Genomic DNA, 19,137 nt, shown 5'->3' with positions numbered 1-19,137 from the left:
TAGAAACAAGATATGAATGTCCAAACCATGAAAAATTATAATTCGATACTTTTATTACTCATTTTGACACTATTGTTGAGTGCCTGTAATACAAAGAAAAAAGATGCTACGGCTAATAATCCATCCACTATAGAAAACTTATATTTTGGACAGCAACCATCTGGACTAACACCTGAAATTTTTGCTCCTGGAATTATTTCAATCACTGGAAGGAATGAATCGAATATTTCGTTTTCTCCTGGTTTAGACGAAGTATATTTTACGGTTAATAAAAAAGATGAAGACGTATCTATCTATTTCTCAAAACTTAAAGATAATAAATGGACTCCTGCTAAAAGAGCAAATTTTACCAAAGGGAGAAAAAAAGAGGAAATGTATCCATTCGTTAGCTTTGATGAAAAAAGGATTTACTTCACAGCTTTGGATTCTATTTTTTCGGATGAGAAAATTTGGTACGTAAACCGCTTAGAGGATTCCTGGAGTGATGCAATACAACTTGATTCTCCTCTAAATGATGACCAAGTTTTTTATATTAATCAAGCTAAAAACGGAGATCTTTTCTATACGAATTTATCAAAAAGATGGAAAACGTATGTTGCACCCAACAAAAACGGTAAATTTCTCGATGTACAGGAAGTTGAACTTGAATTTGGTGATCACGGGTTTATTTCTCCATCACAAGATTATTTGCTGGTACATACTCGAAACAAAGAAAATGAAAAAAGAAAAGATCTAGATATTTATGTCTGCTTTAAGGAAAAAGACGGAACATGGGCAAAACCAATTAACCTTGGAAATACAGTAAATTCAACTGTTAATGAAGGAAATCCGAGTATCTCCCCAGATGGTAAATATTTCTTTTTTACTAGATCCAACATTGAAGATGGGTTATCTGATTTGTATTGGGTGAGCACAGAGGTTATTGAAAAACTTAGACCAAAACTGTAAACCTGATTTACAAATGCATCAATATATACAAAGGGTTTATTTTGAATTACTTTAATGTAAATAAGTTAACTATCTATGAATAAATCTTTTATATTATTAAATAATAAAAGAAAAAAACATGAAAACCACCAAACTGCTACTATTGATATTTGCTATTTCACTTAACACCGTTTTTGCTCAAAAAAAAATTGAAAAAGATGATTCGCAAACAGTCGAAAAGTCTTATTTAGTATTGCCTAAGATAGAGGTGATCCCCATAAAAGATACTAAGGTTAATAGACAATATGAACTTTATGTTAAACTACCTGAGGGCTATTCGGAAAATAATGACAGACAATATCCAGTAATTTACTATACCGATGCGATATGGCATGTCGAAATATTATCCAGTGCTACAGAATATATAATGGAAGAGGCTATTTTGGTAGGAATATCCTGGCAAAAGGATATTGAGGAAGCTTTAATAAAAGAAAAGGGAGCTCATGTAAGTAGGTTTAGAGATTATTCTGTTGGTAAATCAAGTAATACAGAATATCAAGCTAAATATCAATTTGGACAGGCAGGTAATCATCTCGATTTTATCCGTAACGATGTACTAAAATATGTCGAAACCAATTATCGAACAGATTCTAATAACCGTTCTTATTTTGGATATTCACTAGGCGGGGAATTTGGCGCTTACATACTTCTGAAACAATCAGATACCTTTAAAAACTATATTCTTGGCAGTCCATCATTTGGAAAGGATATTACTTATTTTTCTGAACTCATATCCAATATAACACAAAAACAGAGTAGTCTGAATGCTAATGTTTTTATTTCTTATGGAACATTAGAGAAAGACTCAGGCAAGCAGGTAGAGGAATTTATCAGGTTGCTTAGAGACAGAAATGATAAGAGTCTATCCATACTACCTGTAGTGATTGAAGGTAATCATCGGACAGCTTTTCCTAGGACTGGGGTTCGCAGTGTGACTTGGTTAGCTAGTTTGTTTAAAGAAGGTGTTAAAAGTAATAAGAACTAAGACTATGAAAAAGACCAGTTTTGTGGCACTATTATTTTGCCTAATTTTCAATGCTTGTAGTACTAAAAAGCAGCATTCTAAGTACAATACATCCGTACCAAAAGAAGATTTATATCTTGGGCAAAAACCACCAGGATTAACACCAGAACCTTTTGCTCCAGGTTTGGTTACCACAAATAATTGGGAGGTAAACGGAACCTTCACACCTAACAGGAAAGAATTTTATTTTATTAGAGATCAGGGTGCAAATGCAGATATGGAATTTGTAGTTTATGAATATAAAAATAAGTCCTGGCAGGAGCGAGTGATATCAAAAAGAGTAGGGCAACCTTTTATTTCACCCGATGGTAAGACAATGCATTTAGGTAGAAGATATAAAGAGCGTACCATAACTGGAGACTGGTCGGAGATTAAAAAAATGGATACCGTTTTCCAGGAGATACAGATCATGCGTCTTACGGCGTCATCAAAAGGAACCTATGTTTTTGATGAAGTCGGCATGCCAGACGGAGATGGAGTTATTCGCTATTCTCAATTAATAGACGGGAAACGTGAAGAACCGAGGCCGTTTGGTACAGCCATTAACACCGGAAAAATGAATGCGCATCCTTTCATCGCACCCGATGAATCCTATTTGATATGGGATGGTGAAAGAGAAAGCGGGTATGGTGATTCTGACATCTATATTAGCTTTAAACAGCAAAATGGTTCATGGGGTGAAGCTATTAATATGGGAGAAAAGATCAATACAAAGGCTTGGGAAGCAGCCGCTACAGTAACCCCTGATGGTAAATACCTTTTCTTCAATAGGAATATGGGCTCAGATAACTATGAAAATGTTGACATATTTTGGGTCGATGCCCAGGTTATTGAGAATCTTAGACTCAAACAATAATTCATAAAATATATTTTTCAAGGTAGTTTATTTCTTTTCGCTAAGAGCCATATACTAAGAAAAAGTTCTGCAAGAGCCATAATCACCATAATACTCGCCTTAATTGTTATAGACAGATTTAAGTCTATAAAAAAAACAACGTATGTGAACGAAGCAAATATTAATAATACACCAAGGCTTTTCGGTATATACTCTGACTTGAAAACCGAATAACCGAGTACAAGAATGTGTAATGCAAAAAATATGTATCCAAAAAGCTTTATAGACTCATAGTCATAAACATCAATAATTTGAAAAATCAGAGCAAATAACCCAATTATCAATATACAAGCATACAGCAGTCTGAGAGTTCCGGTAACCAACGCAAGGTTTTTATTGGTAGGCTTAAGAACTACATAAAGTGCGAGACCAATAATAGAATCCAATACAAGTACCAGTAGATAACTAATAACAGCAAAATCAAACAGTTTCTTATTAGCCTCAATATCTCTGGCCAGAGCTGCAGTATCTCCAGGCACAACAAAATTTGCTAGAAGAAAATCATCAACTAAAGTTACAATAAAAACTGAGGTGATAAATGCAATCCCTACAACCATTGCAGCTTTTCTAGACGAAATATTGGAGAGAAAATTTTTCATATTAATTCCTATGGGTTGATCATTTTGCACATTATTAAATATTGGTATAATGTAAAGTTACTCCTCAAGATTATGAAGGTCAATGATATAAATCAGAACTCATAGTACTGTACTAGCGTTATTTTACTTTGCTTTTCCAAAGCTAAGGATGCTAATGTTGTTTTCTTCAAAAAATTCTCTTCTAAAAGCTTTTTTACCAAAGTTAATAGAACACTCTTTTTGCCTAGCGCAGGAGGGAAGGAGCAAAATGTGTGTGGAATGGAATTATAAATCAGTTATTACTTTTATTTACAAAATAATCAAAAAGGTACTGAGTAACTAATTGACTATTTTTTAGAATACATTGCTTGTTTCTTTTTGGTTATTCTTACCGAGTTTTGTATTCGAAATTGCTTTTGAAAGTTACTCGCCTGATTTTTAATATCTTAATCACTTAAGCAGGATAAGTGTCTAGAATACTGAATGTTATGTGTTTGTAGAATACAAAAAATTAACATAAAAATTGTAACTTAACTAGTTCAAGAACTAACAATTTATGAAACCAGAAAGCGTAATACATATAAGACATGACGATGTAGTAGATAGAATGATCGACTTTGAGGTCATCAAATTAGAGGATTTGTTAAATCGTCATGAAGCGAAATACCTAAATCTCTATGATTGGCATAGAATGGATTTCAATGCACTTTTTATCGTTACTGAAGGTGAAGGAAGGCATCATATTGATTGTGAGGTGCATGATTTCAAAATAGGGGCTATAGTACCTTTACTTAAAGGGCAAATCCATCATTTCGACGAAGAAAACCCAATAAAAGGTGTTACAGTATCTTTTACAGATACATTTATACTAGAGAACATTAGTGAAACCAATTTGTTGTTGTTCTTAAAAATGTTTCATCTGCCTAAACTACAGATTAGTCCTGAATCACTTAAATTATTGGAGCCTGTTGTGGAATTACTTTTTAGAGAGCAGGATATAAGAACAACCGTTTTAAAAGGGGACATTACTAGGAGTTTATTGCTTACGCTTTTTATGTACATACAACGACTATCGCCTCTGGAGTTTGCCAAAAGCGATACGGTTAGATTCAAGGATTTTATACGGTTTAAGAATTTAGTGGCGCAAAAATATAGAACAATGCACAATGCCAAAGATTATGCAAAAGAACTGCATTTGTCGTATAAATACATCAATGACATTAGTAAGGAAATGAGTGGTAAAACTGCAAAGAGCTTTATTGACGAATGGTTGATAATTGAAAGCAAACGTATTATTTCACAAAAAATACATTCAATTAAAGAGATGAGTTATGAAATGGGGTTTGATGAGCCTTCAAACTTTATCAGATTTTTTAAAAAACATACAGGGAAGACACCAAAGGAATTTTCAACAAAAATAAGCACCTAAAATGTATATTAGAGTTTTAATAATCATTCTATTTTTTTTCAGCAATTTTGTTTTTGCCCAAAATAATGAGGAAAAGAAGGAAGTATTTAATTTCAGTATTTTTCGTCAAAACGAGAATTACGAATATTTAAAGCATAAAGAGAAGAATTCTTTTGAAGAAGATTTTTTTGACCCAATTAAGTTTATTCCATTAAATCAAAAAAAAGATATATACCTTTCCTTAGGTGGACAAGTACGACCACGATTTGAACATTATACAAACAGGTTGTGGATTGGTGAAGAAGATCAAAATTTTTACTCACAACGTTTGGCTTTTCATTCAAATCTTGTTCTTGGAAAATACATTAGAATCTTTGGAGAATTGTATCATGGTTATACCAGTCATGAAGAAGAATTTGCCGAATACGATGAAGCAGATTTACACCAAGCATTTATAGATTTCAAACTTCCACTAAAAAATAAAACCAGTATTCTATTTAGGTTCGGAAGGCAAGAAATGTCCTATGGTGCCTCGAGATTGGTTGGCTTACGCGAGGGACCGAACATTCGAAGAGCTTTTGATGCTGGAAGATTGATTTTTGAACAAGGGCAAACAAAAATTCAAGCGTTTTACGGAAATGAAGTGCGTGCAAACTTTGAAGCGTTCGACAATGATTTCACCTTATTTGATAGTAATACCTCCAACCCAAAATTATGGGGAGTGTATTCCAAGTTCAAGATTAAAGGACTTATAGGAAATAACGAAGTCTACTATTTGGGATTTAAGTCGGATAATTCAAGATTTAATGACGTAGAAGGAGAAGAGACAAGGCACAATATAGGTTTGCGACGTTTCGGGATTGTAAATGGGCGTTGGCAATACAATACAGAAGTAATATATCAATTCGGGGAAATTGACGATTCCAATATAAGTGCCTTTGATATTGAAACTGATTGGCATTATTTGATTGATGGACCATGGAAACCCAAACCAGGGATCAAGTTACAATATACAAGTGGGGACAAGGATACGGGAGATGATAAAATAAATACATTCAACCCAATGTTTGTCAACCCATCTTATTATAGCCTTGCACTGACCATCACACCAGTAAATATTATTGGCGTTCACCCATCTATTAATGTTTCACCTACAGAAAAGTTGAATCTCTATGGTGAATGGGCCTTCTTTTGGAGAGCCTCCAAAGAAGATGTATTGTACAGGCCGCCAAGATTTATTAACAGATCTGCAAATGGAGTTTCAGATAGAAGTATTGGTAATCAATTGGGCTTTAAAGCATCATACGAAATAAACAGACACTTGTCGTTCGATTTAGATATGAGTTATTTCATCGCGGGCGACTTTCAAAAAGCAACGGGCAATGCAGAAAACATATTCCATTTTGCCCCGACATTAAGTTATAAATTTTAAACAATAATTAATAAAGATTAGAAAAATGAAAATAATAAGTAAACTATCAGTATTAGTATCAGTTATTGTGATGGTATTAAGCTGTAAAACAAATACCGATAATTCTGAAAGTTCAGAGTTGTTAGCGGCAAATTCAGAAACTTCAACCACTGAAAGTGGTGTTAATATGGAAGAAAACACACTTCCTGGTGCTAGCATAATGGCTTTTGGACCTGATAATGTACTATTCGTAGGAGATAGTAAATCGGGTATGATTCACGCATTAAAAACAGAAGCTTCAGAACTAAAAGACCCTATACCTTTTAATATCTGGGGAGTAGATAAGAAAATTGGTGAGAAACTGGGAATCAATGCTTCAGATGTTGTGATTCAGGATATGAAAATTCATCCGGTTAGTCAAGAGGCTTACATATCCGTAAAAAGAGGACACGCACCAGAGGCAAAATCGTTAATTGCCATAATAAGCCCAACTGATAATGATGTACGCTTTTTTAATGTGGCCAATACTAAACATAGTAAAGTAAAAGTACAGGGCTATCCAGAAGGTATATCAAACTTTTGGAGAGATATTCCTGCATACACATTGACTATTACCGATATCGATTTTCATAAGGGTAGTTTGTATGTGTCTGGATTGAGTAATGGTGAATTTGCATCTACAATGCGTGTTATTCCTTACCCATTTAATGGCGAACAATCTAAAGTTGCAAGTATAGAAATGTTCCACACAGTTCACACACAAAAGGAGACTCGTGCACCTATCAGAACAATGTTGTTTCATGAGCTCAACGGTGTTGAAACGTTGATTGCTGCCTATACCTGTACACCTTTGGTAACCTTTCCTACTTCACAGATTAAAGATGGCGGGCATATGAAATCAAAAACAATGGCAGAATTAGGCTATGGCAATGTGCCTATTGATATGTTGATTTTTGACGCACAGGATTTTGCGGGTAACGTTGACAAAAAATTATTGATAACGAACAAATATCGTAGTGCTAGTGTCATTTCAATTAAAGATTTGGAAAAAGCCAACAAAGGTGAAGGTTTAACATCTTACACCGATGGACCAGAAGGATTACCTATAAAACCAGTACCATTATCTGGTGTAATGCAAATTGATGACCAAAATCCAATGATGTTGACTTTGTTGAGAAGAAATATGGACAAAGGTACTGTGGATTTGCTGTCGGAAATAAAAGGAACTTATTTCCGTTTAAGCGACTTCATAAATGAATATGATTTTAGTGACTACAAATATCCAGAAAGTGGAGATTTATACAAGAATTATCATAATATGGCGAGACCATTAGAAGGATTTCCTGAATTAATAAGAAAGAACTAAATGTTTAACATAGCGGGCAATGCTTCAACTTAAAGTATTCGCATTGCCCATTCTAATGCCTTAAAATCTTATGAACAAATTGTATTACATATTGCTTTTGCTACTACTTTGGGCTTGTAGCGATAAAAAAGAAATTAAGCTAACTGTTCAAAAGGATAAGCTTTTAATCGAAAACTTAACTAAGTTAGCGAATTATGATTTGGTTAATATCTATGTTTGGGATTCAGATTTAAATCAACCAACTGAATATCCATTGGAAGGAAACTATAAAAAAGATGGAGACAATGTTGTGGCTTTTACACCTAACTTTCCACTATTGCACAATACGCAGTATGTTCTCATCGCCAGTACTACCAGAGGTAAAATTCAAAAGCGATTCACATTGCCTAAACAGAAAATGACACCATTGGAAGTATCTACTATTTATCCAACTGCTGATACCTTACCAGAGAACTTACTTCGTGCCTACATTGAGTTTTCTCAACCTATGAAAACCACTAATAACTTAGAGCATATCAAACTTATCAATAGCAAAGGCGAAGAAATAAAAGGTGCAATTTTCAATAATGCTTATGAACTATGGGATACATCGCAAAAGCGGCTTACCATTATTTTTGACCCTGCACGCGTAAAGACTGATTTGGTGGCCAACAAAAATTTGGGCAGAGCACTGCAACCAGGTGAGCAATTCAGTATAAAAATAGACTCATTACAAGATATTTATGGGCAGAAGCTTCAGCAAACTTACATAAAAACATTTAACGTAGTGAATCAAGACACAATTTCCCCAAACGTTAATGATTGGACTTTTGAATTACCCAAAAGCAATACCAAAAAGCCCTTACAAATCCAATTTAAAGCGGCAATAGACAGAATGTCATTGTTTTCTAGAATTGGGTTGATAGACAAAGATGAAAAACCTATTAAAGGTAAGATTGAAATAAAAAACAATGAAAAAGGTTGGTACTTTGTTCCAGAAAGCAAATGGAAAACTGGAGAATACCAGATTATTGTCAATTCAAGATTGGAAGACCCATCAGGTAACAATTTAAACGGATTGTTTGATCATAAAGTTGGTAGTCTTAAAAGTGAAAAAGAGGGTGAGCTAATTTCAATACGTATTAAAATTCATTAGTTCAATAGTGAAGAGAATATCATATCGGTTACAAATTGACTATTCTTTTGAATAGATTGTTAACGACTAACTTTCCCGTCTAAAGTACTTTTGTATAAGTAATTAAAAACAATACAGATGGACTTTGGAATCGCATTTTACAACACGTTTCATATAAAAAAGGCAAACATTGACGATTGGTTGAATACCATCAAGAAAATGATTGATGAGATGTCTAAAGAAAAGGAGTTTATATGTGCTCATTTGCATAGAGATATAAACAATCCGACACATTTTACTTTATATGAAAGGTGGAATGAGGAATCTATGGAGGCATTTATTCAAAACCAACTGCATAAAAAGCCTTACAGAGATACCTTTGAAAATCAATTGCCGAAATGGACAATGACCCCGCGTACATTTTCACAATTAGAGCCAATAGAAAAATGGGAAAAGTAAGAATCTAAAAAATCGAATTAAAATGAAAACAATATTATTAGCAGGAAGTAATCGCTCAAAATCAATAAACCAGCAATTGATAGAGTATATGGCGCAATCTATAGACGATGCAGAAGTACTTAATATGCACAACTATGATGCACCAATGTACAGTATTGATTTGGAGTATACACAGGGCATTCCTAAAACTATAAAGAAACTCAATGAAAAATTAAGTGATGCAGATACTGTAGTAATGGCACTACCAGAGCATAATGGTAATTTTACGGCTTTCTTTAAGAATATTATCGATTGGTTGTCAAGAGAGAATCGTGGTTTTTTGGCCAATAAAAATGTACTTTTAGTGAGTGCAACGCCAGGGCCTAACGGAGGAATGTCCGTGTTGAACATTGCAGAACAAATGCTGCCTTTTTTTGGAGGAAGAACTATTGGAAAGTTAAGAGTCAACAACTTTTACCAAGTATTTTTAAATGGAAAAGTAATCGATAAAGAATTGGAAAATGAGCTGAATGCAGCTTTAAATAACGGTTCAATATTAATTTAAAAAATAAGAAAGATGGTAGTTATAAATAAAGCAAATCAAGTTAGAGAATTTGGAAATGAAAATTTTCATATTACATCAACCTCGCCAGGAATCAATTTAGGAAACCCTAATGATTACGGATTGGCACAGTTAGGAAGAATTGACTATTCTGAAATTAAGCCAGGTACGATAGTAGGTATGCATCCACATCAGTATGATGAGATTTTCTCTTACATGCGAAAGGGTGTTATGACACACGAGGATAGTACTGGCAATCTTATTGAAATAGGAGGTATGCATCTTATGATGATGAATGCTGGGACAGGTATTTATCATGAAGAAAGAGTACCTGAAAATGGTGAAAAAGTAGATATGCTTCAAATTTTTATGCGCCCTAGTAAGGACAATTTTCAGCCAAGGGTCCAATTTTCCAAGTTAAATGCTTTGAATAGTGAAAACCAATGGCGATTAGTTGCTGGTAGTACAAGTTCTGAAGCACCGTTAGAGATAAACAGTGAAATTGCTGTTTGGGATGCTCACATTAACAAATCAATAGAATTAAAAGTTTCTAAAAACAAGATAGGATTGCTGTATGTATTTAACGGAAAGGTAAAAATAAAAGATAATGTTTTAGGTAAGTTTGAAAGTGCCGTACTGGATGAGAATATTACTGTAGGTTTGGTTTCATCTTCGGCAGATTTGTTATATTTTGAAATGGATGAACATGCCGAATACTCACGTTCAGGAGCCTATAGTGGAATGTAACAACATAATTAAGAGCCTATGAATTTAATAATTGAAACGCCTGAAGATATTCCAAAACTTTTTGCAGAATTTTGGAACAAAAGAAACGCAAGAGGAATAGCCAACTTGTTCACAGAAAATGCTGAATTTGTCAATGTAGTTGGGCTTTGGTGGCACGATAGAGAAGCTATTTTCAAGGCTCATGATTATGGGTTAAAGAACATATTCAACAACTCAACACTAGAATTAAGAAAAATAAAAACGAAATTGTTGAGTCCGTCAGTTGCAGTAGTTAATGTACGTTTTAAGTTGTCAAATCAAACCTCAGTAAGTGATGTGAAAAATCCAGGATTACGTCAGAACATTTTCACCTTTGTGTTGCAGAAATCTGAAAGTAGTTGGTTATGTGTAGCTGCTCAAAATACAGACATTGTTCCTGGTAAGGAAACACACGTTGTCGATAATGAGGGTAACATTAAGGCAGTAGATTATAGAAAAAGTTAGTGTTGTTTATCATTTTAAATTGTCGCTAATATATTTACCGTTTTACGCATATAAAAATAGATATAATAGCAGCAATTATCTATAAAAAATACCAAACTGCAAAAGTTATTGAATTTCAGACAGTTCTCCTTTTTCTTCTGCCAAATAATGGGTATTTACGGATATGTTTTTAAGTGTATCCACAATACCAGAAGGCCATTTTAGAATAATGCTATTGATTTTGGTCGAATTGCCTAGACCAAAATGAATTTCATAATCATTCTGGCTTCCGTATCCGGTTACAGGGTACATCCATCTATGAATTCGTTTTTCTTTTTGATCAACACTGAAATTAAGGATAGCTCGAGTACCTATACCATGGCTATTAGATTGCACACCTCGTAGCTTTATGGTGATCCAATTTTTTTCTGTTGTTCTATTTTTATAAAACCTGTTGATTTGATCATTATTTCCCCAGTTGGCCACAAAAATATCCAGGTCTCCATCCCGATCAAAATCGGCATGAGCCGTGCCGGCCGAGGTGTCAGCATGTTTCGTAATTTTATCAGTTAAATCACGAATAAATGTACCATCACCTTGATTTAGATACAGAAAATTATGCATATCTGGTCTATAGGTACCATTTGCTATAAAAAGATCAATATCACTATCATTATCATAATCTCCCCAGGCATGCCCCTTAGAGGCTCCTCCTTGTTGCCGGGTTAATATACTTTGTTTTACAACCCTTAAATTACCTGTGCCATCATTATTGTATAAAAAATTCTGTTTGTCAAAATTTGCCAGAAATAGATCCAAATCCCCATCTTCATCATAATCCGCCATAGAAACTCCGTAGGAATACCCAATATCTTCTACAACATGTCCACTATTAATTTTTTCAAATTTCCAGTTCCCTAAGTTTTTAAAATAAAGATTTGGTTTTCGGGCATTAGCTACATAAAAATCGGGGAGTCCATCATTATTTAGATCTCCACATCCACAAGCACGACCTCTGCCATTACCGCTCGTGAGCGGGCTGTCATTCATTTTTTGAAATACTCCGTTACCTTGATTTTTGAATACCAGATTAGATCCGCTTCCAGAGGCGACTATAAACACATCCAAATCCCCATCATTTTCGATATCCACCCAACAAGCCATAGAGGCAGCAATATCATCAGAAGTTAAAGGGTGATCAGAAATTCTTTTGAAGCCCAGATTTTCGATATTTTCAAAGAGAAAGTTTCCTTCTTGACCTCTGCTCACCACATATAAATCCAGGTCTCCATCGTTATCATAATCTACCCAGTTCACGCCTTGCGAATTCCCCCCATGTTTCACTACTTCTGAATATACGTCTCCTCCGGCAGCATCACTCGTCATTTTTTTAAATGTACCGTCTCCATTATTTCTGTATAAAAAATTCCATTGGCCATTAGAATTGGCAACATACAGATCCGGATCTCCATCCTGGTCGTAATCTCCCCAGGCAACTCCGCGCGATAAATTGCCATCTGTGGCTATTCTTCCGGTAACTATAGGTTCGAATATACCAGTTTGTATACTTTCTTTTTTGATAATGTCCCTGTTATTGGTTTGGTTACACCCAAGTATTGATAGGAATGGAATGAGCGTGACGAAAACTTTGATTTTTAATTGCATAGTCTAATGATTTATTTCCACTCTTTTTTAGCATTTTCCAGGTCTTTTATAAACTTTGGATTTTTGGTCATCGCTAGTAACATCTTATGCGCTAAGACCCTTGCTGCTTCTTCATCACTGGGATAATGAATCCCCATAATTTCTCGTGATTCTCCAACTTCGTAGGCTACCTCCAAAAAATCCTTTCTTTTATTGGGTATTAATTCACTCCATGTAAAGGCTTGGATATAGGCCCAAAGGGTATGACCGCTAGCAAAAGAAGGAGAAGATATTCTGGCAAGCGGCTCAAGTTTAGGTTCCAGGTGATAGGGTCGGGCTCTTAATAAGTGGTATTTAACCGTAAACTCCATTAAACGCATGTCTTTTGTGATACCCCTTAGTAATTTGGTAGTAGCAGGATAACTTTGGTAGGTAACCTGGTCACCCATTACCGCCTTACCTTCGTAGAGCAGGTACTCCAAATTCTGCTCATATCGATTATGTGTTTGTAAGATATCTGCATGTGGCCAATATCCTATAGGTGCTAGTACTTGGGATGCACGATCTGACTCTTTTTGAGTACGTTTTGCTTGCCATGCTAATAGATATTCTAGTTCTGCTTTTGTTTGGTCTGAACTATTGGCAGGAAAATGAATACTGTGTTTTAACTGATTGACTTGTTCGTTTGTTAAATAATGAGGGGTAATCATGGTGTAAATCAATGTCCCGCTACTATAGCTGGATGCAGGAAAAACGATCTTGTCCAAATCAGCCCTTGTTACGTTGGGTGTACTGTCTAATTTCCGTAGAGATGCGTAGTGGTTCTTGGCAGATTCAAGGGGATGAAGAGTTTGAGCTACACTATAACAATGAACAGTAATAATAACCAGTAACGAAAGGGATATTTTTTTGATCATAACTTTTGATTTTGAGCATTTATAATTAGATTAAACGTATATCGCTTATAAGCGATTTAAAAGTACATCTTTTTGATTATGAAACTAGTAAAGTAATGTTAAAATAATTTTAGAGTAGGGTAGTAAACTCTTTCAGCAATTCTTTGTTCAAGGTGTAGAAGACAAATTTATCCTTATTTTCAGTTACAAACAGACCGCTTTCCTTTAGAATTTTGACATGTTGAGAAATTGTGGATTGAGAATAGGTGAACATGTTAACCAAATCCTTATTGCAAGTCACATTATCGATGCCTTTACCATCGTTTTTTGTACTTAGATATCTCACCAAAGCAACACGTACAGGATGGGCCAACGCATTTGCTATTGTTGCTATTTGATAATCCTTTTGCGTGATATAATCATTTGATTTTTCTGTTCTAATTCTCATTTGGAAAAATGATTTATAACAAATATAAGATATATTATATCAACACATATGTAAAATATAAGCATCCGTCAATTTGCTTCAATAAATACATTTGTACTATAATGTACTTGCGTTATGTATTACCCTGAGCTGTTGCACTGAGCTTATCACAGTGTTGTCGAAGGGTCACTTTGCTTTGGCAAAAGCGAGAGTTTAACGCATAATTTTCTTTATTTTTTTACCTGATGTAGTTTCAAGGACAATAATAGAGAATTTATCCTCAATTTTCTATGTTAATTCTAGACATAACTACTATGTTGCGCAAGAAGATGCCTTTAAGGCATTAGATAAACTTAGGATAAATGAGGAAGAGTATGTTATAATACTATTTGGAATTCTTAATTTTGATTATTATCAAAACAACTTAAAAGTCAAAAACTTGTCTAAAGACGAGTATAAAGGAATTAAACTAATTCATTATCCAGTTAGTGTTAGAAATGTTGGAACATCCTTTTTTGTTCTTAAGAAAAAGCACCTACCTTGGGTGGACTATAATACTATCCAATAAGAACGTATCGATCTATATGAATTAAATTTATTGGAAGAAGATTGCCAAATGTATGCATCAGTATCAGATCTTAATACTAATGCTAATTTAAGAGAAGCAATCAGTAGGGATGTTACAGATAAAGAATTAGAAAAATTTGTTTATCAAGGTATTGATTTTAATACTTCAAAGTTTAGCGAAAAACTTAAATTAATTAGAATTAAGATTAAAGGATATTTTGATAATGGTAGAAGTACTGATGATTTAAATGATGTAAAAAAGTTTTGATGTCAAGCGGTCTCAGAAAACAGGGGGTAATATCACAGTAAGTACGCTACCTGCCTTATGCGATTATTTTGACATTAATATTTCCGACTTCTTCAAAGATATTTCATAGCAAGTCATTTCTCAATTTGATATCGTTCATGTGCTCTTTCTAACTTTTTACGAATCCTTTCTCTCAGTTTCTCCGGTTTAAGGACTTCAATTGAATCCCCAAAACCCAAAATCATACGTTCCAGTTCAAAATTGATCTGTACAAGAATATTAAAAACAACACCTTTTTCAGTTGTTTTTATAATCCGTTGCGAACTATGAAAAGGCTTGGTAATTACATATGGAGCATTCTGTTTGTCTACCCAAAATTCAATGCGCTGAGCACGGGAATTTGCTACGGTTACGCCAATGACATCTTTGTAATATTTATCTCCATTAAAACTTACGTCTGTAAAGGGAATTTGAGTATCAAAGTCAATAGAAATAATTCTATCAAGAGCTAAAGTTACAATAGGTTGTTTTTTCTTTGCATTTGGTTTGCCTACTAAAAACCACCGATTATTGAATTCTTTCAAAATAAAAGGATGAAATACAAGTTCTGAAGCATTTCTAGCTGTAAAGGATTGATAAGTAATTTTCAACACTATTTTCTTAAGAATGGCTTGATATAATGTGTCAAGATGTTCCAAGCCCTTTAACTTTTCGTTTTTATCTAAATGAATAATGGCTGACTGATGTGTTTTTTCGGTATACACCTTATCCTCCAATCTTTGAATAATACCACCAAGTTCAGAGAATAATGAAAAGTCCTTAAATTGCCTTAGCATTTCGACAGTTTCTGAAAGTACATTCATATCATTTTCAGTCAACGGAATATCTGTAATAGAATAATCTATATCCGCATATCGATAATACTTTTTATCATAAACTTCTATAGGCGCATTATATCCTAATTTATCACTTCTCATCATTTGGATATCGAGTTGTATGGTTCGTTTACTTACGTTTACATCCCTTCCTTCATACTCATATAATGCATCAGAGCAAGCGTCAATAAGATCATCTAAGGTCCACCGACGATTAGTATTCTGTAAACATTTATCAATGGTTTTATAACGTATTAGTGCATTCTTGTTTTGTGCCATGATTAAATATTTGTGGAAAAATAGAGATTATTTATTTCTACGCAAAATAATTGCGTACTTAAATGAAACATTTGTACCAGAATTATAAACAAGTAAATAATTGTTGAACAAGGGAAAAAGAAAATTACTCAAAAACATAGCAAATGGCATTTTAGGTTCTTTCATAAGTCGCAATAATGATGTTAATGGTTATTGGGGCATAGGAAAGATTTATAGCCTAATGATCATTTCCGAATCATTAGAAATTGAAATAGACTTGATTAGAAAAGCCATTTCCCCTTCTAATGACGAGCTTAATTTATTAGTATCTCATTATTCTGATTACCTATTTGATCAGTTAAGCAAACAGGAGATACAAAGAAGTAATTTGAGTCAAGCTAAAATAATTATTGTTGGTAATCCAAATAATCCTTGCCTATCATTAGGAAGATTAGCACCTCACAAAATGAATTGTAAGATCACCATAATTGATAATTTGAATATAGCTTATACTCTTGAAAAAAATGTTTGGAGCAGAGAGCACAATCCAAGATTAGAAATGAAAAGAGGAGAAATAATAATATGAAAACAAAACTTAAACACATAGAAGAAAAACGTAATGTAAAGATAAACTATGCTTGCGAATCGGGTAGTAGAGCCTGGGGCTTTGCTTCTCCGGATAGTGATTATGATGTACGTTTTTTATATACTCATCCATTAGAATGGTACTTATCAGTTTCTGAAAAAAAGGATACCATAGAAATAATGGATGGAGATTTTGATGCCGTAGGTCGGGAACTCCGTAAAAGCCTACGGTTGCTTAAAAAATCTAATGTCCCTGCCTTAGAGCATTTATTCTCACCTATAGTCTATCACGGAGAGGATGAATCGGTTTCAGAGTTGAGAGCTATAGCAAAAGATTGCTTTTCACCAGTTGCCAGTATGTATCATTATTTGAGCATGAGCAAGAAATATGAAGAAAAATTAGCTGGTTCAACTATAAAACTAAAAAGTTTATTCTATGCTTTAAGAACATCTATGGCAGGTAAATGGATATTGGAGTATAAATCCTTACCTCCAGTGGTTTTTAGTGAAATGCTATCTTTAGTATCGAACGATATAGCAAATGAAATAAAAGATCTGATGATAGTGAAGTCTGAAAATGACGAAAGTTATCTTCATTCTAGAAATGAAAAAGTGATAAGGTTTGTTTCAGAAACTATAGCAGCTAATGACAAATATGCTAAATCCTTACCATCTGGAAAACCCGATAGCGAAAGAATAGATAACTTTCTGTTTAAAGAAATAACAAGATGAAAACAATAGAAGAACTAAAAACTTCTGGATCAATAATATTCGAATGTATTAGTGGTAGTCGAGCATATGGCTTGGCTACTGCTACTTCGGATACAGATATAAGAGGTGTTTTTATATTGCCAAAAGAACAATTCTACTCATTAGAATATGTGGGGCAAATAAATAACGAAACCAACGATATTGTTTACTATGAGCTTAGAAAGTTTATAGAACTACTATCAAAAAATAACCCTAATATTCTTGAGCTATTAAATATTCCAGAGGATTGTGTACTATATAAAGACCCAATTTTTGATCAAATCAAAATGGAATATTTTCTGTCTAAATTGTGTAAAAATACGTTTGCAAATTATGCTTATACACAAATCAAAAAGGCAAGAGGGTTAAATAAAAAGATTGTAAACCCAGTAGAAAAGGATAGAAAATCTGTTTTAGATTTTTGTTATGTGAGAACTGAGAAACAGTCTATAGCACTTAAAAAGTATCTTGAAGGTAAACAACTCGAAGCACAGTACTGTGGATTGGTCAAGATTCCTCATATGAAGGATTGTTATAATCTATTTTATGGGGAAAATAAAGGATATCAAGGTATAGCTCGAGAAAATGCCAACGAGGTATGCTTAAGTTCTGTTCCAAAAGAAGAAGTACCTATAGCGTTACTTTACTTTAATGTTGACGGGTATTCATCATATTGTAAAAAGTACAAGGAATATTGGACTTGGGTTGAAAAAAGGAATGAAGAACGATATAAAAACAATGTTGCACACGGTAAAAACTACGATACCAAAAATATGATGCACACTTTTCGATTGCTTCATATGGCTGAAGAAATAGCAAAAGAAGGTATTGTAAGTGTTAGACGATCAGATCGAGATTACCTATTAAAAATGAAAAATGGAGATTTTGAATATGATGATCTTGTTAATGAAGCAGAAAAAATAAAGTCAGGGCTAGATGACTTTTATAATCAATCGAGTTTGATGGAAAGGCCAAATTTGGATGTAGTGAATCAATTATTGGTAACTATAAGAAAGAAATTTTATAAGACAATTTAAACTACGCAAAATATTTGCGTAGTTTCACTTCACTTTTGTATCATAATTCAACGGATATGAAGACCAAACTTAAAATATCAATAGATAACTTATATACAGTTTTTAAAAAATATTGTGTTGATTCAACTAAGCTTAGAGCTTCAAGTTGTCCTTGTTGTGTAACTGATGAAGAAATTAAAGAAATTGTTGGAAAGCCATTAGAGAGGCTATCAGAAGAAGAGTTAGGGCATTTTTCAAGATCTGCAATTTCTACTTTTGGGACCATAGAAGATTATAAGCATTTCTTGCCTAGAATATTAGAATGTATGCAATATCCTAATACTGACCTTTTGTTTGATTTTACTTGTTTTGAAAAGTTGAACTATGCAGAATGGGAAACCTGGCCGTTTGAAGAACAAAAGGCAATAGAAAGTTATTTTGAAACACTTTGGTGTACAGTGATAAATGATGAAAATACCACAGGTGATCAAGTAGAGGGAGTTATGAGTATTATATTGAAATATGGTTATTTGGATAGAGCTTTATTAGAGTGGTCGAAGTCCAATACATCAAAGTCAACCTTTTGTATCATAGAAGGTATTTTAAACGGATTTAATTTTGAAGTAAACGATAACGATTATGATATAATGTTCAAATGGTTGACTTCTCATACCATCAAGTCCAAAATTGAAGATATGTACTTCAAAACCAATGATAAGGAGCTTGCAAATAAAATTGCAATAGTATATACAATTTTGGAAAATAAGTGGGAGGTTACATTTTATTAACTGCTACGCAAAATAATTGCGTAGTTCTAATTCATCTTTGTATCAGAATTTAAAAAAAACAGAAACATTGGTTTAGTAATCGCTCCGTCGAA

General features: G+C 33.7%; 21 protein-coding genes. 16 read left to right on the top strand and 5 right to left on the bottom strand.

What is annotated here, in order from left to right; all coding sequences use genetic code 11:
• The first annotated feature begins 27 nt into the window (after window positions 1-27).
• The 3 genes from JJQ60_RS05380 to JJQ60_RS05370 all read left to right on the top strand — a co-directional run bounded on the left by JJQ60_RS05380 (window position 28) and on the right by JJQ60_RS05370 (window position 2,867).
• On the top strand, window positions 28-948 hold the full coding sequence (locus tag JJQ60_RS05380) for a PD40 domain-containing protein (protein ID WP_201917468.1): 921 nt from the start codon (window positions 28-30) through the stop codon (window positions 946-948).
• A gap of 118 nt (window positions 949-1,066) precedes the next feature.
• A complete protein-coding gene (locus tag JJQ60_RS05375; RefSeq protein WP_201917466.1) occupies window positions 1,067-1,972 on the top strand; it encodes an alpha/beta hydrolase in 906 nt (301 codons plus the stop codon).
• A 4-nt stretch (window positions 1,973-1,976) separates the two neighbouring features.
• Complete coding sequence (locus tag JJQ60_RS05370; protein WP_201917464.1) at window positions 1,977-2,867, top strand: TolB-like translocation protein; 891 nt, start codon at window positions 1,977-1,979, stop codon at window positions 2,865-2,867.
• 17 nt (window positions 2,868-2,884) lie between these two features.
• Here JJQ60_RS05370 and JJQ60_RS05365 read toward each other — a convergent pair whose 3' ends face one another.
• Window positions 2,885-3,505 carry a DUF4386 domain-containing protein gene (locus JJQ60_RS05365; protein WP_201917462.1) on the bottom strand — a complete coding sequence of 207 codons (621 nt, stop codon included), beginning with the start codon at window positions 3,503-3,505 and terminating at the stop codon, window positions 2,885-2,887.
• Window positions 3,506-4,040: 535 nt separating this feature from the next.
• On the opposite strand from JJQ60_RS05365, the gene JJQ60_RS05360 reads away from it, so the two are divergent.
• The 8 genes from JJQ60_RS05360 to JJQ60_RS05325 all read left to right on the top strand — a co-directional run bounded on the left by JJQ60_RS05360 (window position 4,041) and on the right by JJQ60_RS05325 (window position 11,013).
• Window positions 4,041-4,913, top strand: a complete 873-nt coding sequence (locus tag JJQ60_RS05360; RefSeq protein WP_201917460.1) for a helix-turn-helix domain-containing protein — start codon at window positions 4,041-4,043, stop codon at window positions 4,911-4,913.
• Between the two features lies 1 nt (window position 4,914).
• On the top strand, window positions 4,915-6,324 hold the full coding sequence (locus JJQ60_RS05355) for an alginate export family protein (protein ID WP_201917458.1): 1,410 nt from the start codon (window positions 4,915-4,917) through the stop codon (window positions 6,322-6,324).
• A 25-nt stretch (window positions 6,325-6,349) separates the two neighbouring features.
• Window positions 6,350-7,669, top strand: coding sequence for a hypothetical protein (locus JJQ60_RS05350; protein ID WP_201917456.1), 1,320 nt, complete (start codon window positions 6,350-6,352; stop codon window positions 7,667-7,669).
• A 70-nt stretch (window positions 7,670-7,739) separates the two neighbouring features.
• A complete protein-coding gene (locus JJQ60_RS05345; RefSeq protein ID WP_201917454.1) occupies window positions 7,740-8,804 on the top strand; it encodes a hypothetical protein in 1,065 nt (354 codons plus the stop codon).
• A 117-nt stretch (window positions 8,805-8,921) separates the two neighbouring features.
• The gene (locus tag JJQ60_RS05340) at window positions 8,922-9,242 is read left to right on the top strand and encodes a putative quinol monooxygenase (protein ID WP_201917452.1); all 321 of its coding nucleotides are present in this window, start codon (window positions 8,922-8,924) and stop codon (window positions 9,240-9,242) included.
• A 22-nt stretch (window positions 9,243-9,264) separates the two neighbouring features.
• The gene (locus tag JJQ60_RS05335) at window positions 9,265-9,786 is read left to right on the top strand and encodes an NADPH-dependent FMN reductase (protein WP_201917450.1); all 522 of its coding nucleotides are present in this window, start codon (window positions 9,265-9,267) and stop codon (window positions 9,784-9,786) included.
• 12 nt (window positions 9,787-9,798) lie between these two features.
• Window positions 9,799-10,530, top strand: a complete 732-nt coding sequence (locus JJQ60_RS05330) for a pirin family protein (protein ID WP_201917448.1) — start codon at window positions 9,799-9,801, stop codon at window positions 10,528-10,530.
• A gap of 18 nt (window positions 10,531-10,548) precedes the next feature.
• Window positions 10,549-11,013, top strand: coding sequence for an SgcJ/EcaC family oxidoreductase (locus JJQ60_RS05325; protein WP_201917446.1), 465 nt, complete (start codon window positions 10,549-10,551; stop codon window positions 11,011-11,013).
• Between the two features lie 105 nt (window positions 11,014-11,118).
• Here JJQ60_RS05325 and JJQ60_RS05320 read toward each other — a convergent pair whose 3' ends face one another.
• The 3 genes from JJQ60_RS05320 to JJQ60_RS05310 form a co-directional block, all read right to left on the bottom strand.
• A complete protein-coding gene (locus tag JJQ60_RS05320; RefSeq protein ID WP_201917444.1) occupies window positions 11,119-12,657 on the bottom strand; it encodes a CRTAC1 family protein in 1,539 nt (512 codons plus the stop codon).
• An 11-nt stretch (window positions 12,658-12,668) separates the two neighbouring features.
• Complete coding sequence (locus tag JJQ60_RS05315) at window positions 12,669-13,553, bottom strand: phosphatase PAP2 family protein (RefSeq protein WP_201917443.1); 885 nt, start codon at window positions 13,551-13,553, stop codon at window positions 12,669-12,671.
• A 109-nt stretch (window positions 13,554-13,662) separates the two neighbouring features.
• Window positions 13,663-13,980 (bottom strand): ArsR/SmtB family transcription factor, encoded by a 318-nt coding sequence (locus JJQ60_RS05310; RefSeq protein WP_201917441.1) that lies wholly within the window; start codon window positions 13,978-13,980, stop codon window positions 13,663-13,665.
• 577 nt (window positions 13,981-14,557) lie between these two features.
• On the opposite strand from JJQ60_RS05310, the gene JJQ60_RS05305 reads away from it, so the two are divergent.
• Entirely contained in the window at window positions 14,558-14,794 is a 237-nt protein-coding gene (locus JJQ60_RS05305) for a hypothetical protein (protein WP_201917439.1), read from the top strand.
• Between the two features lie 113 nt (window positions 14,795-14,907).
• Here JJQ60_RS05305 and JJQ60_RS05300 read toward each other — a convergent pair whose 3' ends face one another.
• Window positions 14,908-15,927, bottom strand: a complete 1,020-nt coding sequence (locus JJQ60_RS05300) for a helix-turn-helix transcriptional regulator (RefSeq protein WP_201917437.1) — start codon at window positions 15,925-15,927, stop codon at window positions 14,908-14,910.
• 103 nt (window positions 15,928-16,030) lie between these two features.
• Here JJQ60_RS05300 and JJQ60_RS05295 point away from each other — a divergent pair, with 103 nt between their 5' ends.
• The 4 genes from JJQ60_RS05295 to JJQ60_RS05280 are packed head-to-tail and all read left to right on the top strand — an operon-like array spanning window position 16,031 to window position 19,045.
• Window positions 16,031-16,492 carry a hypothetical protein gene (locus JJQ60_RS05295; protein WP_201917435.1) on the top strand — a complete coding sequence of 154 codons (462 nt, stop codon included), beginning with the start codon at window positions 16,031-16,033 and terminating at the stop codon, window positions 16,490-16,492.
• Window positions 16,489-17,223 carry a nucleotidyltransferase domain-containing protein gene (locus tag JJQ60_RS05290; protein WP_201917433.1) on the top strand — a complete coding sequence of 245 codons (735 nt, stop codon included), beginning with the start codon at window positions 16,489-16,491 and terminating at the stop codon, window positions 17,221-17,223. Before JJQ60_RS05295 ends, JJQ60_RS05290 begins: the two co-directional genes overlap by 4 nt.
• Complete coding sequence (locus JJQ60_RS05285) at window positions 17,220-18,278, top strand: nucleotidyltransferase domain-containing protein (protein WP_201917431.1); 1,059 nt, start codon at window positions 17,220-17,222, stop codon at window positions 18,276-18,278. The genes JJQ60_RS05290 and JJQ60_RS05285 overlap by 4 nt, the downstream gene beginning before the upstream one ends.
• A 56-nt stretch (window positions 18,279-18,334) precedes the next feature.
• Window positions 18,335-19,045, top strand: coding sequence for a hypothetical protein (locus JJQ60_RS05280; protein WP_201917429.1), 711 nt, complete (start codon window positions 18,335-18,337; stop codon window positions 19,043-19,045).
• The last annotated feature ends 92 nt before the right edge of the window (window positions 19,046-19,137 follow it).

Origin of the sequence: Aquimarina mytili (assembly GCF_016735115.1) — a bacterium.
In the GTDB taxonomy this organism is placed as follows: domain Bacteria; phylum Bacteroidota; class Bacteroidia; order Flavobacteriales; family Flavobacteriaceae; genus Aquimarina; species Aquimarina mytili.
Note: the sequence above shows the minus strand (reverse complement) of the source record. Positions and strands in the feature narration are given on the sequence as shown.

Bases quoted from the DNA above. Each gene is read 5' to 3' on its own strand.
- JJQ60_RS05380 (WP_201917468.1), top strand. From the start codon at position 28: ATGAAAAATTATAATTCGATACTTTTATTACTCATTTTGACACTATTG.
- JJQ60_RS05375 (WP_201917466.1), top strand. From the start codon at position 1,067: ATGAAAACCACCAAACTGCTACTATTGATATTTGCTATTTCACTTAAC.
- JJQ60_RS05370 (WP_201917464.1), top strand. From the start codon at position 1,977: ATGAAAAAGACCAGTTTTGTGGCACTATTATTTTGCCTAATTTTCAAT.
- JJQ60_RS05365 (WP_201917462.1), bottom strand. From the start codon at position 3,505: ATGAAAAATTTTCTCTCCAATATTTCGTCTAGAAAAGCTGCAATGGTT.
- JJQ60_RS05360 (WP_201917460.1), top strand. From the start codon at position 4,041: ATGAAACCAGAAAGCGTAATACATATAAGACATGACGATGTAGTAGAT.
- JJQ60_RS05355 (WP_201917458.1), top strand. From the start codon at position 4,915: ATGTATATTAGAGTTTTAATAATCATTCTATTTTTTTTCAGCAATTTT.
- JJQ60_RS05350 (WP_201917456.1), top strand. From the start codon at position 6,350: ATGAAAATAATAAGTAAACTATCAGTATTAGTATCAGTTATTGTGATG.
- JJQ60_RS05345 (WP_201917454.1), top strand. From the start codon at position 7,740: ATGAACAAATTGTATTACATATTGCTTTTGCTACTACTTTGGGCTTGT.
- JJQ60_RS05340 (WP_201917452.1), top strand. From the start codon at position 8,922: ATGGACTTTGGAATCGCATTTTACAACACGTTTCATATAAAAAAGGCA.
- JJQ60_RS05335 (WP_201917450.1), top strand. From the start codon at position 9,265: ATGAAAACAATATTATTAGCAGGAAGTAATCGCTCAAAATCAATAAAC.
- JJQ60_RS05330 (WP_201917448.1), top strand. From the start codon at position 9,799: ATGGTAGTTATAAATAAAGCAAATCAAGTTAGAGAATTTGGAAATGAA.
- JJQ60_RS05325 (WP_201917446.1), top strand. From the start codon at position 10,549: ATGAATTTAATAATTGAAACGCCTGAAGATATTCCAAAACTTTTTGCA.
- JJQ60_RS05320 (WP_201917444.1), bottom strand. From the start codon at position 12,657: ATGCAATTAAAAATCAAAGTTTTCGTCACGCTCATTCCATTCCTATCA.
- JJQ60_RS05315 (WP_201917443.1), bottom strand. From the start codon at position 13,553: ATGATCAAAAAAATATCCCTTTCGTTACTGGTTATTATTACTGTTCAT.
- JJQ60_RS05310 (WP_201917441.1), bottom strand. From the start codon at position 13,980: ATGAGAATTAGAACAGAAAAATCAAATGATTATATCACGCAAAAGGAT.
- JJQ60_RS05300 (WP_201917437.1), bottom strand. From the start codon at position 15,927: ATGGCACAAAACAAGAATGCACTAATACGTTATAAAACCATTGATAAA.
- JJQ60_RS05290 (WP_201917433.1), top strand. From the start codon at position 16,489: ATGAAAACAAAACTTAAACACATAGAAGAAAAACGTAATGTAAAGATA.
- JJQ60_RS05285 (WP_201917431.1), top strand. From the start codon at position 17,220: ATGAAAACAATAGAAGAACTAAAAACTTCTGGATCAATAATATTCGAA.
- JJQ60_RS05280 (WP_201917429.1), top strand. From the start codon at position 18,335: ATGAAGACCAAACTTAAAATATCAATAGATAACTTATATACAGTTTTT.